The following is a 15,258-nucleotide window of genomic DNA, read 5'->3' on the forward strand; positions in this document are numbered from 1 at the left end:
ACCGACATGCCATGCAAGCAAATGTAGTGGTGGTAGGCAGCCTGAACATGGACCTGGTGACCCGCGCCGAGCGCCTGCCGCAGGCGGGGGAAACCCTGGCCGGCGAGTGGTTCGGCACCGTGCCGGGCGGCAAGGGCGCCAACCAGGCGGTAGCAGCTGCGCGGTTGGGGGCAGCGGTGGCAATGATCGGCTGTGTGGGGGAGGACGCCTACGGTGCGCAGTTGCGTCACGCGCTGCTCGACGAGGGCATCGATTGCCAGGGCGTGGACACGGCGGCGGGTGTTTCCAGTGGTGTGGCACTGATCGTGGTGGATGCCAGCAGCCAGAACGCCATCGTCATCGTGGCCGGTGGCAACGGGCACTTGCTGCCGGCATCGGTACAGCGCCTGGACAGCCTGCTGCAGGCTGCCGATGTGATCATCTGCCAGCTCGAAGTACCGCAGGCCACCGTGGCACATACCCTGGCCCGTGGCCGGGCGCTGGGCAAGACCGTGATCCTCAACCCGGCACCGGCCACCGGGCCGCTGCCGGCTGACTGGTTTGTCAACATCGACTACCTGATCCCCAACGAGAGCGAGGCCAGCGCCCTGACCGGGCTGCCGGTGGCTTCGCTGCAGGAGGCGCAGGCAGCCGCCAGCCGACTGCTGGCGCTGGGGGTGGGCAAGGTGATCGTCACCCTGGGCGCGCAAGGCGCTCTGTTCGCCGATGGCCAGGGTTTTGCGCATTTTCCGGCGACGCGGGTGCAGCCACTGGACACCACGGCGGCCGGGGATACCTTCGTCGGTGGCTTTGCCGCTGCGTTGGCCGCTGGCAGGTCGGAGCGCGAGGCCATTGCCTTTGGCCAGCAGGCCGCCGCCATTTCGGTCACCCGCGCCGGTGCCCAGCCCTCCATTCCGTATCTGAGTGAACTGCAGGGGAGCACGCCATGAAGAAGACTCCGTTGCTCAATATCGCCCTGTCGCGCCTGATCGCGTCGCTGGGGCATGGCGATGTGGTGCTGATCGGCGACGCCGGCCTGCCCGTGCCTGCCGGTGTCGAGCTGATCGACCTTGCACTGACGCCCGGCATACCGGATTTCATCAGTACCTTGCACACGGTGCTGGCCGAAATGCAGGTCGAAAGCTACGTGCTGGCCGACGAGACCCTGCAACACAGGCCGCCGGCCCTGGCAGGCATCGAGCTGCTGCATGCCCGCGGCGAGCTGGGCGCGCGCCATTTGATGAGCCATGCGGCGTTCAAGCAGCTCGGTGCGCAGGCCAGGGCCATCGTGCGCACCGGCGAATGCCAGCCCTATACCAACATCGCGCTGGTGGCGGGCGTGACCTTTTGACTGTTGTCCCCTGAGCACAAGGAGTGCCCAATGCCTGAACGTGTCCAAAAAGCCAAACGTTTGCTACGAGGTTTAGTGCTTATGTCTGCCCTGTCGAGTACTGCCGTGCTGGCCGCGCCCCGCGACCTGATCATCGATACCGACCCCGGCGCGGATGACGTGGTGGCGTTGTTGTTCGCCCTGGCGTCGCCAGAGGAACTGAAGGTGCGCGCCATTACCACCGTGGCCGGTAATGTGCGACTCGACAAGACCTCGCGCAACGCACGGCTGGCCCGGGAGTGGGCGGGGCGCGAAGAGGTGCCGGTGTACGCCGGCGCGCCCACGCCGCTGGTGCGCACGCCGATCTATGCCGAGAACATCCATGGCGAGGAGGGCTTGCCTGGCGTGGCGGTGCACGAGCCGAAAAAGGGCCTGGCCCAGGGCAGCGCGGTGCAGTACCTGATCGACACCCTCGGTGGCGCTGAACCCAACAGCATCACCCTTGCCATGCTCGGCCCGCAGACCAACCTGGCACTGGCGCTGATTCAGGCCCCGCAGATCGTCAAGGGCATCAAGGAAGTGGTGGTGATGGGCGGTGCCCACTTCAATGGCGGCAATATCACCCCGGTGGCCGAGTTCAACCTGTACGCCGACCCACAGGCGGCAGAGGTCGTGTTGCGCAGCGGGGTCAAGCTCACCTACCTGCCGCTGGATGTGACCCACAAGGTACTCACCAGCGAGGCGCGCCTGAAGCAGATTCGCGGGTTGAACAACCACGCCAGCAAGCTGGTGGGCGATATTCTGGATGCTTACGTCAAGGGGGATATGGCGCACTACGGCCTGCCGGGTGGGCCGGTGCACGATGCCAGCGTGATTGCCTACCTGCTCAAGCCCGAGCTGTTCAGTGGCCGGCAGATTCACATGAGCGTGGATAGCCGCGAAGGCCCGACCTTTGGTCAGACCATTGCGGACTGGTACGGCACGCTCGAGCTACCGGCCAATGTGATGTGGATCGAGAGCGGCGATGCCCAGGGCTTTTTCGATTTGCTCAGCGAGCGTCTTGCTCGATTGCAGTAATGGGTGTGGGCTGGTGTTCGGTCGCGGGCCAGTGGCGTTCGAACACCTGGTCGACGAAGGTGCGGGCAGCTTCGTGGCCGAGGTCTTGAAGCAGCAGGTCGGCGGCGATGATGAACAGCTCTTCGGTGGTGCCGGGGCTGTAGGAACGATGGCCGTCAGGCCATGTGACCTTGATGTTGGTGTCCAGGGTGGGGCTATTCATGGGGGTCTCGATCGAAAATACGCGTGCTGTTTGGTGCAGATGCCGGGCCCTGGCGTCTACAGCGGGGGCATGATTGCGCTCCGCCAACAGGTACAAGTTAAACATGTTGCAACAGGGCCAGCACTGCTACTTATGCATAAGCAGCGGGGCTAGGCAAACTAAATGGTGGTTGGGTTCGCCTATTCGTGACGTCTGTACCGATTCTTCGTTGGCACTTGGGTCGGCGCGGTAGCCGTGGAGCTGGCTTGCCAGCGAAGAGGGCGTACAGAGTCCGCCTGATGTACCCTGCACCCCACAGCCACCGCGCACGCCCGAGGACACCCCGTGCAGATCGACTTGAACACCCCCGAGCAGCTCACCCCCCAGCAGGTGCGCCAGCTGCTGGCCGAAGGCAACGACCGAATCCACAACCAGTTGCGCGTCACCCGCGGCGGCATTGCCTACCTGTCGCAGATTACCGGCGGGCGCGAGCTCGATGGCCTGCTGTTTCGCCTCGAGACCTGGGCTGCCGGCTCGGGCTGCGTGGGCCCTGTTGCCGCCGACGACGAACGCTGGGTCATGCAGGTGTACAACGTGCTGGCCAGCAACTGGCCCAAGCCCGCCAGCGACTACATCGATATCTACTGAACCGCTGCGCTCAGGCAAAATCCGGTCACGATTGAGGTTTCCCTGACGAGCACGTCTCAGGCAGACTGGGACGTTTTTGCAACCAAAAGTGCTTAAAACTGTCGTATCAGACAGCATTCCAGTATTTGAAAGGAGGATTCATGTTCCGCACGCGTGCAACATTGGCGAGCCTGTTGGCAGCCGTGGTTCTGGCAGGTTGCAGTACCGATGGCTCATCGTCCAAGGCGCCAGAGGTAGCGGCAGCACCGAACCTCGATGGTCGCTGCGATGCCAGCAACGCCGCATTCACCGTCGGCAAGCCGGCAACCCCCGAGCTGCTGGAGCAGGCGCGCAAGGCGAGCGGGGCGCAGATCGCCCGCGTGCTCAAGCCGACCGACATGATCACCCTGGAGTACCGTTCCGAGCGCTTGAACCTCAACGCCGACGACAAGGGCGTGGTCACCCGGGTCAATTGCGGCTGATTCCGCCCCGGGCCTGCCGTTGCATAAACGGCAGGCACAAAAAAACCCGTCCAAGGACGGGTTTTTTTAATTCGTCAGAACTTACTCTGGACGAACTTGTGCAGCCTGCATGCCCTTCTGGCCTTTTTCGGCAACGAAGGAGACGGTCTGGCCTTCTTTCAGGCTCTTGAAGCCGTCAGACTCGATGGCCTTGAAGTGTACGAACAGGTCGTCGCCGCCACCTTGTGGAGTGATGAAGCCGAAGCCTTTTTCATCGTTGAACCATTTGACGGTGCCGGTTTGGCGATTGGACATGGGTGTATCTCCAGGAAACATGATGTTTTTCAGTAGTGCGGTGTCGCCGAGGCCAACAAGGTGCACAGAGGCATCATAGTCTAATTTTGCGCTTGTGGTGACTTTTACGTGTGCCGAATGCTGATCTGGCGCAAATTAACTGAGTTTTGTATGGCCTGCGCCCTTATTTCTGGGGCTTGCAGGCCTTCGTAACCAGCTGGGTTGCCTTGTCTATGAGCTTCTGGTCTACCCCGTCAGTGCTGTTGAGCTCTTTGATCTCTGCGTCCGAAAAGTTTTTTTCGATCACATTCACGCTGCAGCTGCAGTGCTTTTCGGCGGATTGTTTCGTCATGCCCGGCTGGGCAGAGGCGGTGGCCACGCAGGACGTCAGGTAGCCTGGTGGAACAGTGCCTGCGTTGGCGCCAAGCGGCAGCAGCAGGGCACCAGTGGCCGCCAAGGCCAGAAGAGAATGAAGTCGCATACCGGTCACTCCTTTATTAGGTCGGGTGTATCTAGAGTAGGTCGCTTCCTAATCTCTGAGCGGAAAAAAACCGCTCAAGTTCACCGCATCGGTCTAATTTCAGAATATTTCTGCATATCCCCGGCCCATGGCCCTACGCGCCGAAAGCTTTGTGCTAGCATGCCTGGCTCAGGATTTGGCCGATTCGTCTTGCCGCTCAAATCTTTCTATATATATGTATCCAGTCACTCTGGTTCGTACCCTGGCAGGCCCTTGGGCTTCTGCCACTGTGAGGCAGGCTTTGCATTGCAAAGACAGGGTCGAATCGCGTACTGGCTCATCCCAACCCACGTGACCTTTGGTAGGGGTCACCACTAGGAGAGGAGGCGCCATGCCCACTATTACTCTTCCCGATGGCAGTCAACGTTCGTTCGACAAGGCCGTAACCGTAGCCGAGGTCGCCGCATCCATTGGTGCAGGCCTGGCCAAGGCCACCGTGGCCGGCAAGGTCGACGGCAAGCTGGTCGACGCGTGCGACCTGATCGAGCAGGACGCCAGCCTGCAAATCATCACGCCCAAGGACGAAGAGGGGCTGGAGATCATCCGTCACTCCTGCGCTCACCTGGTCGGTCATGCCGTCAAGCAGCTGTACCCGACCGCCAAGATGGTGATCGGCCCGGTCATCGACGAGGGCTTCTACTACGACATCGCGTATGAGCGTCCCTTCACCCCGGAAGACCTGGCGGCGATCGAGCAGCGCATGCAGCAGCTGATCGAGAAGGACTACGACGTCATCAAGAAGGTCACCCCGCGCGCCGAGGTGATCGAGCTGTTCAAGGCCCGTGGCGAAGACTACAAGCTGCGCCTGGTCGAAGATATGCCGAACGAACAGGCCATGGGCCTGTACTTCCATGAAGAATACGTCGACATGTGCCGCGGCCCGCACGTGCCCAATACGCGCTTTCTCAAGTCGTTCAAGCTGACCAAGCTTTCCGGTGCCTACTGGCGCGGCGACGCCAAGAACGAGCAACTGCAACGTGTGTACGGCACGGCCTGGGCTGACAAGAAGCAGCTGGCCGCCTACATCCAGCGCATCGAAGAGGCCGAGAAACGCGACCACCGCAAGATCGGCAAGCGCCTGAACCTGTTCCACCTCCAGGAAGAAGCGCCGGGCATGGTGTTCTGGCACCCCAATGGCTGGACCCTGTACCAGGTGCTCGAGCAGTACATGCGCAAGGTGCAGCGCGACAACGGCTACCTGGAAATCAAGACCCCGCAAGTGGTCGACCGCACGCTGTGGGAGAAGTCCGGGCACTGGGCCAACTACGGTGACAACATGTTCACCACCCAGTCCGAGAACCGCGACTACGCCATCAAGCCGATGAACTGCCCGTGCCACGTACAGGTGTTCAACCAGGGCCTGAAGAGCTACCGCGAGCTGCCGCTGCGTTTGGCCGAGTTCGGCGCTTGCCATCGCAACGAGCCTTCGGGCGCCCTGCACGGCATCATGCGTGTGCGCGGCTTCGTGCAGGACGATGCGCACATCTTCTGCACCGAAGAACAGATGCAGTCCGAGTCCGCCGCGTTCATCAAGCTGACCCTGGACGTGTACAAGGACTTCGGCTTCAAGGACATCGAACTCAAGCTCTCGACGCGCCCTGAAAAGCGCGTGGGTTCCGACGACCTGTGGGACCGTGCCGAAGGTGCACTGGCCGCCGCGCTCGACAGCGCCGGCCTGCCGTACGACCTGCAGCCGGGTGAAGGGGCGTTCTACGGCCCGAAAATCGAATTCTCGCTGAAGGATTGCCTTGGTCGTGTGTGGCAGTGTGGTACCCTGCAGCTCGACTTCAACCTGCCGATCCGTCTGGGCGCCGAATACGTCTCCGAAGACAACGGCCGCAAGCATCCGGTGATGCTGCACCGTGCCATCCTCGGTTCGTTCGAGCGTTTCGTCGGAATTCTCATCGAGCACTACGAAGGTGCATTCCCAGCCTGGCTGGCGCCTACGCAGGCGGTGATCATGAATATCACCGACAAACAAGCGGATTTCGCCCAGAAAGTGGAAAAAACTCTGGCCGAAAGCGGCTTCCGTGCCAAGTCCGACTTGAGAAATGAGAAAATCGGCTTTAAAATCCGCGAGCATACCTTGCTCAAGGTTCCCTATCTCCTGGTTATCGGGGATCGGGAAGTCGAAACGCAAACTGTCGCTGTGCGTACCCGCGAAGGTGCTGACCTGGGCTCCATGCCCGTCGCCCAATTTGCGGACCTGCTCGCGCAAGCGGTTTCCCGGCGTGGTCGCCAAGATTCGGAGTAATTACTATTAAGCGTGATATGAGACAAGATAAACGAGCTGCACCGAAAGCCCCGATCAACGAGAATATCTCGGCACGTGAGGTTCGGTTAATTGGCGCTGACGGCGAGCAGTTGGGCATCGTCTCGATTGAAGAAGCGCTTCGTATCGCTGAAGAAGCGAAACTGGACCTGGTAGAAATTTCTGCTGACGCCGTTCCGCCTGTCTGCAAAGTCCTCGACTACGGCAAAAGCCTGTTCGAGAAGAAAAAGCAGCAGGCTGCGGCGAAGAAGAACCAGAAGATCATCCAGATCAAAGAAATCAAGTTTCGTCCAGGGACGGAGGAAGGGGATTACCAGGTAAAACTACGCAACCTGGTACGTTTCCTTACTGATGGGGACAAGACCAAAATCTCTCTGAGATTCCGTGGTCGTGAGATGGCCCACCAGGAGCTGGGTATGGAACTGTTGAAGCGGATCGAAGCTGATCTTGCCGAATACGGGACCGTCGAACAGCATCCTAAGATGGAAGGACGCCAGCTTTTGATGGTCATCGCCCCCAAGAAAAAGAAATAACCACCAGGGCACGGCAGGCCTTGCGGTTATGTTTATCAACTGAATGCGGAGTATCCGAACATGCCAAAAATGAAAACCAAAAGCGGTGCAGCCAAGCGTTTCTTGAAAACGGCTAACGGCATCAAGCACAAACACGCTTTCAAGAGCCACATCCTGACCAAAATGTCGACCAAGCGTAAGCGTCAACTTCGCGGTAGCAGCCTGCTGCACGCGTCGGACGTTGCAAAAGTCGAGCGCATGCTGCGCCTTCGTTAATTTTTGGTTATAGATAGAGGAAATTACTCATGGCTCGTGTAAAGCGTGGCGTCATCGCTCGTAAGCGTCACAAGAAAATTCTGAAACTGGCTAAAGGTTACTACGGCGCTCGCTCGCGCGTATTCCGTGTTGCCAAGCAAGCGGTCATCAAGGCAGGCCAATACGCCTACCGCGACCGTCGCCAGAAAAAACGTCAGTTCCGCGCTCTGTGGATCGCTCGTATCAACGCTGGTGCTCGCGTCAACGGTCTGTCCTACAGCCGCCTGATCGCTGGCCTGAAAAAAGCGTCGATCGAAATCGACCGCAAAGTTCTGGCTGATCTGGCAGTGAACGAAAAAGCGGCGTTTGCTGCGATTGTCGAAAAGGCTAAAGCCGTTCTGGCTTAAGTACCCACGACAATCATTCGCCGTCGATGTCGGCGGCGGATGTTAAACGTCATAGATAGGGGAAGAGCCTGTAAGCTCTTCCCCTATTTTGTATCTGGAGTCTGTACATGGAAAACCTGGATGCGTTGGTCTCCCAAGCCCTCGAGGCTGTGGAGCGCGCTGAAGACATCAATGCCCTGGAGCAGATCCGGGTTCAATTCCTTGGCAAGAAAGGCGAACTGACTCAGGTGATGAAGGCCCTGGGCAACCTGCCGGCTGAAGAGCGGCCCAAAGTCGGCGCGCTGATCAACGAAGCCAAGGAACGCGTTACCGAGGTGCTCAACGCCCGCAAAGCCGCCTATGAAGAAGCCGAGCTCAGCGCTCGCCTGGCTGCCGAGTGCATTGACGTCACCTTGCCTGGCCGTGGCCAGACCTCCGGTGGTTTGCACCCTGTCACCCGTACCCTCGAACGCATCGAGCAGTTCTTCACCCATATCGGCTACGGCATCGCCGAAGGCCCGGAAGTCGAAGACGACTACCACAACTTCGAAGCGCTCAACATTCCCGGCCACCACCCGGCCCGGGCAATGCATGACACCTTCTACTTCAATGCCAACATGCTGCTGCGCACCCACACCTCGCCGGTGCAAGTGCGGACCATGGAGTCCACCCAGCCGCCGATTCGCATTGTCTGCCCGGGTCGCGTGTACCGCAACGACTCGGACATTACCCACTCGCCGATGTTTCACCAGGTCGAAGGCCTGCTGATCGATCGCGACATCAATTTTGCCGACCTCAAAGGCACCATCGAAGAATTCCTGCGCGTGTTCTTCGAAAAAGAGCTGGCGGTACGTTTCCGTCCGTCGTTCTTCCCCTTCACCGAGCCTTCGGCTGAAGTCGATATCCAGTGCGTGATGTGCAGCGGCAAGGGCTGCCGTGTGTGCAAGCAGACCGGTTGGCTCGAAGTCATGGGCTGCGGCATGGTGCACCCGAACGTGCTGCGCATGTCTGGTATCGACCCCGAAGAGTTCTCGGGCTTCGCATTTGGCATGGGGGCCGAGCGCCTGACCATGCTGCGTTACGGCGTCAACGATTTGCGCCTGTTCTTCGACAACGACTTGCGGTTCCTTGCGCAATTTCGCTAGGTCGCGCACCCGTAACGAATCTTTAGGAGAGCAGGATGAAATTCAGTGAAAAGTGGCTGCGCGGTTGGGTCAACCCGCAGGTATCCCGTGACGAGCTGGTGGCACGTCTGTCCATGGCCGGTCTTGAGGTCGACAGCGTAACCCCGGCCGCCGGTCAATTCAGCGGCATCGTAGTGGGCGAGGTGCTGAGCACCGAGCAGCACCCCGACGCTGACAAGCTGCGCGTGTGCCAGGTCAGCAATGGCAGCGAGACCTTCCAGGTAGTGTGCGGCGCGCCGAATGTGCGCCCTGGCCTGAAGATCCCGTTCGCCATGATCGGCGCCGAACTGCCAGGCGACTTCAAGATCAAGAAGGCCAAGCTGCGTGGCGTCGAGTCCAACGGCATGCTGTGCTCGGCTGCCGAACTGCAGATCAGCGAAGAGAACGACGGCCTGCTGGAACTGGCGGCAGACGCCCCGGTTGGCCAGGACATCCGCGTGTATCTGGACCTGGACGATGCCAGCATCGAGGTCGACCTGACCCCGAACCGCGGCGACTGCCTGTCCCTGGCCGGCCTCGCCCGTGAAGTCGGCGCCCTGTACGGCGCCCCGGTCACCCGCCCGACCGTGCCGGCCATTGCGCCAGGCATCGACGACGTGCGCCCGGTAGACGTGCTGGCGCCGGCCGCGTGCCCGCGTTATCTGGGCCGCGTTATCCGTAACGTCGACCTGTCACGCCCGACCCCGCTGTGGATGGTCGAGCGTCTGCGCCGCAGTGACGTGCGCAGCATCGATGCTGCCGTCGACATCACCAACTACGTGATGATCGAGCTGGGCCAGCCGCTGCACGCCTTCGACCTGGCTGAAATCAACGGTGGCATCCGGGTGCGCATGGCCGAGGAGGGCGAGAAGCTCGTCCTGCTCGATGGCCAGGAAGTTGCCCTGCGTGCCGACACGCTGGTCATCGCCGACCACGATCGCGCCCTGGCCATTGCCGGCGTGATGGGTGGCGAGCACAGCGGCGTTGCGGCCACCACCAAGGATATCTTCCTTGAAAGCGCCTTCTTCGAGCCGATCTCGGTGGCTGGCAAGGCCCGCTCCTACGGCCTGCACACCGATGCCTCGCACCGCTACGAGCGTGGCGTGGACTCGCAGCTGGCCCGCGAAGCCATGGAGCGCGCCACTGGCCTGCTGCTGGATATCGTAGGCGGCGAAGCCGGCCCGATCATCGAGACCGTCAGCCCAGAGCACCTGCCCAACATCGCCCCCGTCACCCTGCGTGCCGAGCGCATCACCCAGATGCTGGGCATGGAGATGGACAGCGCCGAAGTCGAGCAACTGCTCAACGGCCTGGGCCTGAAAACCAGCGGTGAGGCCGGGCAGTGGCAGGTCGAAGTGCCCAGCCATCGCTTCGACATCAGCCTGGAAGTGGACCTGATCGAAGAGCTGGCCCGTCTGTACGGCTACAACCGCCTGCCGGTCCGTTACCCGCAAGCGCGCCTGGCCCCGCAGGCGAGGTCTGAAGTGCGTGGCGAACTGCCTGCGCTGCGTCGCCTGCTGGTTGCCCGTGGCTACCAGGAAGCGATCACCTACAGCTTCATCGACCCCAAGCAGTTCGAGCTGTTCAACCCTGGCGTAGAGCCGCTGCTGCTGGCCAACCCGATTTCCAGCGACATGGCGGCCATGCGTGTCAGCCTGTGGCCGGGCCTGGTCAAGGCACTGCAGCACAACCTCAACCGCCAGCAAGACCGCGTGCGCCTGTTCGAGAGCGGCCAGCGCTTCGTCGGCCAGCTGGGCGACCTCAAGCAACAGCCGATGCTGGCTGGTGTGGTCTGCGGCAGCCGCCTGCCGGAAGGCTGGGCCAACGGCCGCGACACCATCGACTTCTTCGATGTGAAGGCCGACGTTGAAGCGGTACTGGGCTTCTCCGGTTCGCTCGACGACTTCACCTTCGTGCCCGGCAAACACCCGGCGCTGCACCCAGGCCAGACCGCGCGCATCGAGCGTGACGGCGTCGAAGTCGGCTACCTGGGCGCCTTGCACCCCGAGCTGGTCAAGACCCTGGGCCTGGATCGCACCGTGTATGTGTTCGAGCTGGTGCTGGCGGATGTAGTGGAAGGGCGCCTGCCGAAGTTCCACGAACTGTCGCGCTTCCCCGAAGTACGCCGTGACCTGGCGTTGATCGCAGGGCGTGATGTGGCGGCCAGCGCGGTGCTGGATGTAATCCGTGAAAACGCGGGCGAGTGGCTCACCGACCTCAGGCTGTTTGATGTGTATCAGGGTAAAGGTATTGATCCTGATAGAAAAAGCCTGGCCGTCGGCTTGACCTGGCAGCATCCATCGCGCACTCTTAACGACGATGAGGTGAACGCCACCACGCAAAACATTCTCACCTCGCTTGAACAAAGGTTGAACACCACGTTAAGGAAATAGCGTATGGGTGCTCTGACGAAAGCTGAGATGGCCGAACGGCTGTACGAGGAGCTGGGCCTGAACAAGCGCGAGGCCAAGGAATTGGTCGAGCTGTTTTTTGAAGAGATCAGGCACGCTCTTGAAGACAACGAGCAGGTCAAATTGTCGGGTTTCGGCAACTTTGACTTGCGTGACAAGCGCCAGCGGCCGGGCCGCAACCCGAAAACGGGTGAAGAGATCCCGATCACGGCGCGTCGAGTCGTCACCTTTCGTCCAGGGCAGAAGTTGAAAGCCCGAGTTGAGGCCTATGCTGGAACCAAGTCATAACGACGAGCTTCCGCCGATTCCAGGCAAACGCTACTTCACCATTGGTGAAGTGAGCGAGCTTTGTGCGGTAAAACCGCACGTGCTCCGTTACTGGGAGCAGGAGTTTCCCCAGCTTAACCCGGTGAAGCGCCGCGGTAATCGCCGGTATTATCAGCGCCAGGACGTGCTGATGATCCGGCAGATCCGGGCGCTGTTGTACGACCAGGGCTTCACCATCGGCGGTGCGCGGTTGCGCCTGTCGGGGGATGAAGCCAAGGATGACACGACCCAGTACAAACAGATGATTCGGCAGATGATTGTCGAATTGGAGGATGTGCTGGTGGTGTTGAAGAAGTGACCGAAGCCGTTTCAGGAATTTTGGAAAAAAAGCTTCCATAATTCAAAAGGTTAAGGTAAATTCTTCATCGTTCTCAGCAACAAGGGGAACATGCTTCAAGCCCAGTCGGGGCGTAGCGCAGCCCGGTAGCGCACTTGCATGGGGTGCAAGGGGTCGAGTGTTCGAATCACTCCGTCCCGACCATATATTCAGTGAATAAGGCCATTTCCGAAAGGGATGGCCTTTTTCATGTGCGTGATTTTTATGTAGATTCTTAGGTTTCTACGTTTTCTGAAATAGCCAACCTACCTCTGCGCCGCAGTCATCACTCTCTTTTGGAAATTGCCGACTTTGTAATTAGTTGCTTTTTGAGTGTGGCTAGGGCGCAGCGAATTATTTTAGCCGCATAGGTCTTTTCGTAAGGGCAAGCTTCGAGAATAAATCGGCAAGCGTTATCGAAAATAGCACCGTTACAAGTAAGGGTGTGAAGGCGAGCCGACTTGATCGGGATGAAGTGCGGAGGGGTATGAGTTAGGGCATCAAATGATGCCCTAAAGTGCCATAGTAATTTCAGGAGTAAAGCAATTCGGTTTTTTTAATTTTCGCTGCTAACTCTAGATTCTTCCTCTCTCCATTTGCGCCTGAGTGAATTTCTCGATGGCAATTCGGGCATATCGCTGCGACAAACTGAGGATGGTCTAAGCCACCATCTGAAACTCGATTAATATGATGCGGTTCCAGATAAGGTTGCCCATCAACTTTTAGAAAGGGGGCCGTAGTACTACAGCTCTCACATACACCTTTCGAACGCATAATCACGTAGTGGGCCACCACGCGGCTTCGTTGGTAAATGTTTCTTTTACTTACACTTGGGTTTATTCTCGGTGCGCGTTGAGTCACTGAGAGGGCGGCATTTCGTGCTGCGATTAGATCGGACTCTAAAGGAAATTCATTATGTTCTGATGGTAATCGGTTCAGCGCGTCGTCAGTTATCGCTTCAATTCGGCTCAACCGGAAAACAATAGTGCTGCGCAAATCGCCGTCCTTGTCGGCTTGTTCGCTTTGGAAAAATCCCTCACAGACGAACTCGCCGTCAAAGCGATGACCTTTACCTTTTGCTAATGACTGAAATAGATAGAGCGATTTCCCAGTCTTAACATGCTCGGCAATGGCCAGGTTTCCTTTTGTTAAGGTCATAGGCCCTTTCTGGCCTTCACCGGTATAGAGAAAGGTATTGTCATCCAGCCAGTCGTCCAGGTAACCATGCTGCTCACCCGCTTCACCGGTGAAAATAAAAATCGCAGGATGAGTTGAAGACGGAGCAATCCCTGACTGGTGACTCCCACCAAATGGTCCATGGATTTCGGTTTTTCGGTCATACACCGCACCTCGTTCGAAGTGAAGGTCCAGGATCGAAGCTGGTGGGTGGAGGATGGCTTCCGTCTGAAATCCAGCTTTACGTAAATAGCGTGTCGTTTCAAATGCGCCTGAGAAAGACTGCTCATCCTTTGCTGAGGCCAAGGCCACAATTTTTTTTGCAGGATAGCGCTTGCCCGCAACCGCTATGGCGGAGTGATAGCGACGATTGGTTTCCCAGCCTATCCAGTTGGACTGATGCCTCAGATTTTGATCGAATTCATTGATTGCCCACTGGACCCGTTCCTTCGGCGTTGCTTTCGTCACTGTCAGACCTTTCCTGCGAAAATGTAGGAAAAGCATGGTGCTGCAATATCTTGATTAATTTCAAGTGGCCATCACGAAACGTCTGTCAGTATGTAAATCTGTCGCCCCTTTTAGCTCCATCGATTTGCTAGTTTTCCGGGCCTTCTTTACGCGCTGTAGTCCATTTCCCAATCGTGTTTTTGCTGCTTCCAGCCGTTGCGATCCTCTCCATCGCTCTCTAATCTTTCTGCGCTGTTGTAAGTCCGGCAGCTCTACGTGGGGCACATTTGTGTGCGCCGGGTTCGTTGCTTACTCGGTCTGTCAACCTGCGTATAGCTGCCACCTGGTCGTTTGATCGCTACGCTTGAACGGCGTGACGCAGCAAGTCATTCCGGACTTCCCAGCAAATGCCGAGCTCGGCATTTGTGAGTAGCACTTCTCCTCCAGGCGATACTCCGCCAGAATGCGCGCACATTTCGATTTTGATGATCGGTCTAACGCATGGAGCGAGTAGGTGCGTCATTTACTAGCGGCAATAGTGCTCGGTTTTTCCTGCTTTCTGCCCGCCTTGGCGGGGGATGGCCGCGCCGTGGAACCCACGTTCCTCGGAGTAATCGTTACCTCGTCTCTGGCCGTGACGCTGTTTCCCGTGACCCTGACCGAGGACGCGGAAGCCAGCAGCCGAAATAGCAGCAAAAACCAGGATAAAAAAATCGTAGACGCCCGCAATGACGCGGCGGCCTATGTGGCAAGCGACGGCGCCATTCTGGGCGTGGAGCTGCAAGCTGCCTTGTCAGCGCTGCGGCCCGCAAGCACGGTAACTACTGAGGACGAGATGCAACTGGCGAAGGCGATCCTGGCCTATCAACCAGCGGACTAAAGTCCTGGCTAAAGCGCCTTTCTCACAACGGATTTGCAATCCGTTACATCCAAACCTCAGCCTTTCCCTATTCCCTGTAGTCTCTTTCCCAATCATACTCCCGCCGCACGCCAGCCATTGCGCCGGCCCTGTCAGCGCTCTAGTCTCCTCAGCGTCGTTGCTCATCAACGACCGGCTTTGACAGGCCGTCCCTGACTCTTGGCGCACGTGCACCCTTTATGGCGGCTGTACGTGGGGCACACTCGTGTGCGCCGAGTTCTAGAGTCCTCGGTCTGTCAACCCGCGTACCGCTGCCACCTTCTTGTTTGACAGCAGGTCTGTAGCAGCCTCATCGACTCTAGAGGTTCATCATGCTCAAGATCGTCCCAGACCCACCGCACCACGCCACCCAATCCCTCGAAGACATCCTCATCCAACTCTCCGAATACCTGCTCTGCGCACAGACCGTGTCGCAGCACGCGGTGCTACTTCATTCCCAAGCCCCCCAGCAGATGCTCAGCCTGGCGGCCGTGCATGAGATAGAACACGCGCGGGAGTTGGTGGAGGTGGCGTTGAGCCGGGTTCAGGCTGTTCACTGATGAGGTAGTAGGGGGCTTGGGTGCTATGCGACCGCGTTGCGGTCGTTCGCGGGTCAAGCCCGCTCC

Annotated in this window: 19 protein-coding genes and 1 tRNA gene; 16 read left to right on the forward strand and 4 right to left on the reverse strand. The window is 59.0% G+C overall.

Translation table 11 applies throughout. From position 1 onward, the window contains the following. Positions 1 to 11: 11 nt before the first annotated feature. The 3 genes from rbsK to NJH59_RS03265 are packed head-to-tail and all read left to right on the forward strand — an operon-like array spanning position 12 to position 2,386. On the forward strand, positions 12 to 929 hold the full coding sequence (gene rbsK / locus NJH59_RS03255; protein ID WP_253086381.1) for a ribokinase: 918 nt from the start codon (positions 12 to 14) through the stop codon (positions 927 to 929). Then, entirely contained in the window at positions 926 to 1,330 is a 405-nt protein-coding gene (rbsD, locus tag NJH59_RS03260; RefSeq protein WP_253086382.1) for a D-ribose pyranase, read from the forward strand. Before rbsK ends, rbsD begins: the two co-directional genes overlap by 4 nt. 30 nt (positions 1,331 to 1,360) lie before the next feature. Beyond that, positions 1,361 to 2,386 carry a nucleoside hydrolase gene (locus NJH59_RS03265; protein WP_054915265.1) on the forward strand — a complete coding sequence of 342 codons (1,026 nt, stop codon included), beginning with the start codon at positions 1,361 to 1,363 and terminating at the stop codon, positions 2,384 to 2,386. Here NJH59_RS03265 and NJH59_RS03270 read toward each other — a convergent pair. After that, complete coding sequence (locus NJH59_RS03270; RefSeq protein ID WP_043860807.1) at positions 2,358 to 2,588, reverse strand: hypothetical protein; 231 nt, start codon at positions 2,586 to 2,588, stop codon at positions 2,358 to 2,360. The two genes, NJH59_RS03265 and NJH59_RS03270, sit on opposite strands and share 29 nt — an antisense overlap. 324 nt (positions 2,589 to 2,912) lie before the next feature. Between NJH59_RS03270 and NJH59_RS03275 the strand changes: the two genes are divergently transcribed. Both NJH59_RS03275 and NJH59_RS03280 read left to right on the forward strand, forming a co-directional pair. Then, positions 2,913 to 3,215 carry a hypothetical protein gene (locus NJH59_RS03275; protein ID WP_054915264.1) on the forward strand — a complete coding sequence of 101 codons (303 nt, stop codon included), beginning with the start codon at positions 2,913 to 2,915 and terminating at the stop codon, positions 3,213 to 3,215. Between the two features lie 140 nt (positions 3,216 to 3,355). Next, the gene (locus NJH59_RS03280) at positions 3,356 to 3,676 is read left to right on the forward strand and encodes an I78 family peptidase inhibitor (RefSeq protein ID WP_043860805.1); all 321 of its coding nucleotides are present in this window, start codon (positions 3,356 to 3,358) and stop codon (positions 3,674 to 3,676) included. Positions 3,677 to 3,757: 81 nt separating this feature from the next. On the opposite strand, the gene NJH59_RS03285 is transcribed toward NJH59_RS03280, so the two are convergent. Further along, positions 3,758 to 3,970, reverse strand: coding sequence for a cold-shock protein (locus NJH59_RS03285; RefSeq protein ID WP_003179963.1), 213 nt, complete (start codon positions 3,968 to 3,970; stop codon positions 3,758 to 3,760). A gap of 163 nt (positions 3,971 to 4,133) precedes the next feature. Beyond that, positions 4,134 to 4,430, reverse strand: a complete 297-nt coding sequence (locus tag NJH59_RS03290; protein WP_043860804.1) for a hypothetical protein — start codon at positions 4,428 to 4,430, stop codon at positions 4,134 to 4,136. A 370-nt stretch (positions 4,431 to 4,800) separates the two neighbouring features. Here NJH59_RS03290 and thrS point away from each other — a divergent pair, with 370 nt between their 5' ends. The 9 genes from thrS to NJH59_RS03335 all read left to right on the forward strand — a co-directional run bounded on the left by thrS (position 4,801) and on the right by NJH59_RS03335 (position 12,276). Beyond that, positions 4,801 to 6,723, forward strand: a complete 1,923-nt coding sequence (gene thrS / locus NJH59_RS03295; RefSeq protein ID WP_043860803.1) for a threonine--tRNA ligase — start codon at positions 4,801 to 4,803, stop codon at positions 6,721 to 6,723. Further along, positions 6,723 to 7,274 carry a translation initiation factor IF-3 gene (gene infC / locus NJH59_RS03300; protein ID WP_173925091.1) on the forward strand — a complete coding sequence of 184 codons (552 nt, stop codon included), beginning with the start codon at positions 6,723 to 6,725 and terminating at the stop codon, positions 7,272 to 7,274. Before thrS ends, infC begins: the two co-directional genes overlap by 1 nt. Positions 7,275 to 7,334: 60 nt before the next feature. Next, the gene (gene rpmI, locus NJH59_RS03305; protein WP_027620572.1) at positions 7,335 to 7,529 is read left to right on the forward strand and encodes a 50S ribosomal protein L35; all 195 of its coding nucleotides are present in this window, start codon (positions 7,335 to 7,337) and stop codon (positions 7,527 to 7,529) included. A gap of 29 nt (positions 7,530 to 7,558) precedes the next feature. Further along, positions 7,559 to 7,915: a 50S ribosomal protein L20 gene (gene rplT, locus NJH59_RS03310; protein WP_043860801.1), complete on the forward strand. Its 357-nt coding sequence runs from the start codon at positions 7,559 to 7,561 to the stop codon at positions 7,913 to 7,915. 107 nt (positions 7,916 to 8,022) lie between these two features. Next, the gene (pheS, locus tag NJH59_RS03315) at positions 8,023 to 9,039 is read left to right on the forward strand and encodes a phenylalanine--tRNA ligase subunit alpha (RefSeq protein WP_253086383.1); all 1,017 of its coding nucleotides are present in this window, start codon (positions 8,023 to 8,025) and stop codon (positions 9,037 to 9,039) included. A 35-nt stretch (positions 9,040 to 9,074) separates the two neighbouring features. Beyond that, positions 9,075 to 11,450 carry a phenylalanine--tRNA ligase subunit beta gene (gene pheT / locus NJH59_RS03320; RefSeq protein ID WP_058541295.1) on the forward strand — a complete coding sequence of 792 codons (2,376 nt, stop codon included), beginning with the start codon at positions 9,075 to 9,077 and terminating at the stop codon, positions 11,448 to 11,450. Positions 11,451 to 11,453: 3 nt separating this feature from the next. After that, positions 11,454 to 11,756, forward strand: a complete 303-nt coding sequence (gene ihfA / locus NJH59_RS03325) for an integration host factor subunit alpha (protein WP_002553164.1) — start codon at positions 11,454 to 11,456, stop codon at positions 11,754 to 11,756. Then, positions 11,737 to 12,093 (forward strand): MerR family transcriptional regulator, encoded by a 357-nt coding sequence (locus tag NJH59_RS03330; RefSeq protein WP_043860798.1) that lies wholly within the window; start codon positions 11,737 to 11,739, stop codon positions 12,091 to 12,093. Before ihfA ends, NJH59_RS03330 begins: the two co-directional genes overlap by 20 nt. 106 nt (positions 12,094 to 12,199) lie before the next feature. Then, positions 12,200 to 12,276 (forward strand) — tRNA-Pro (locus tag NJH59_RS03335). Positions 12,277 to 12,642: 366 nt separating this feature from the next. Here NJH59_RS03335 and NJH59_RS03340 read toward each other — a convergent pair. After that, positions 12,643 to 13,755 carry an HNH endonuclease gene (locus tag NJH59_RS03340; RefSeq protein ID WP_229589363.1) on the reverse strand — a complete coding sequence of 371 codons (1,113 nt, stop codon included), beginning with the start codon at positions 13,753 to 13,755 and terminating at the stop codon, positions 12,643 to 12,645. Between the two features lie 493 nt (positions 13,756 to 14,248). Between NJH59_RS03340 and NJH59_RS03345 the strand changes: the two genes are divergently transcribed. After that, entirely contained in the window at positions 14,249 to 14,614 is a 366-nt protein-coding gene (locus NJH59_RS03345) for a DUF2388 domain-containing protein (RefSeq protein WP_253086384.1), read from the forward strand. Positions 14,615 to 14,964: 350 nt separating this feature from the next. Then, a complete protein-coding gene (locus NJH59_RS03350) occupies positions 14,965 to 15,192 on the forward strand; it encodes a hypothetical protein (protein ID WP_253086385.1) in 228 nt (75 codons plus the stop codon). The last annotated feature ends 66 nt before the right edge of the window (positions 15,193 to 15,258 follow it).

The sequence above is a fragment of the Pseudomonas sp. VE 267-6A genome (assembly GCF_024126555.1).
Lineage (GTDB): Bacteria > Pseudomonadota > Gammaproteobacteria > Pseudomonadales > Pseudomonadaceae > Aquipseudomonas > Aquipseudomonas palmensis.

Bases quoted from the DNA above. Each gene is read 5' to 3' on its own strand.
- pheS (WP_253086383.1), top strand. From the start codon at position 8,023: ATGGAAAACCTGGATGCGTTGGTCTCCCAAGCCCTCGAGGCTGTGGAG.
- rbsD (WP_253086382.1), top strand. From the start codon at position 926: ATGAAGAAGACTCCGTTGCTCAATATCGCCCTGTCGCGCCTGATCGCG.
- pheT (WP_058541295.1), top strand. From the start codon at position 9,075: ATGAAATTCAGTGAAAAGTGGCTGCGCGGTTGGGTCAACCCGCAGGTA.
- NJH59_RS03290 (WP_043860804.1), bottom strand. From the start codon at position 4,430: ATGCGACTTCATTCTCTTCTGGCCTTGGCGGCCACTGGTGCCCTGCTG.
- NJH59_RS03330 (WP_043860798.1), top strand. From the start codon at position 11,737: ATGCTGGAACCAAGTCATAACGACGAGCTTCCGCCGATTCCAGGCAAA.
- rpmI (WP_027620572.1), top strand. From the start codon at position 7,335: ATGCCAAAAATGAAAACCAAAAGCGGTGCAGCCAAGCGTTTCTTGAAA.
- ihfA (WP_002553164.1), top strand. From the start codon at position 11,454: ATGGGTGCTCTGACGAAAGCTGAGATGGCCGAACGGCTGTACGAGGAG.
- NJH59_RS03350 (WP_253086385.1), top strand. From the start codon at position 14,965: ATGCTCAAGATCGTCCCAGACCCACCGCACCACGCCACCCAATCCCTC.
- NJH59_RS03285 (WP_003179963.1), bottom strand. From the start codon at position 3,970: ATGTCCAATCGCCAAACCGGCACCGTCAAATGGTTCAACGATGAAAAA.
- rplT (WP_043860801.1), top strand. From the start codon at position 7,559: ATGGCTCGTGTAAAGCGTGGCGTCATCGCTCGTAAGCGTCACAAGAAA.
- rbsK (WP_253086381.1), top strand. From the start codon at position 12: ATGCAAGCAAATGTAGTGGTGGTAGGCAGCCTGAACATGGACCTGGTG.
- NJH59_RS03280 (WP_043860805.1), top strand. From the start codon at position 3,356: ATGTTCCGCACGCGTGCAACATTGGCGAGCCTGTTGGCAGCCGTGGTT.
- thrS (WP_043860803.1), top strand. From the start codon at position 4,801: ATGCCCACTATTACTCTTCCCGATGGCAGTCAACGTTCGTTCGACAAG.
- NJH59_RS03265 (WP_054915265.1), top strand. From the start codon at position 1,361: ATGCCTGAACGTGTCCAAAAAGCCAAACGTTTGCTACGAGGTTTAGTG.
- NJH59_RS03270 (WP_043860807.1), bottom strand. From the start codon at position 2,588: ATGAATAGCCCCACCCTGGACACCAACATCAAGGTCACATGGCCTGAC.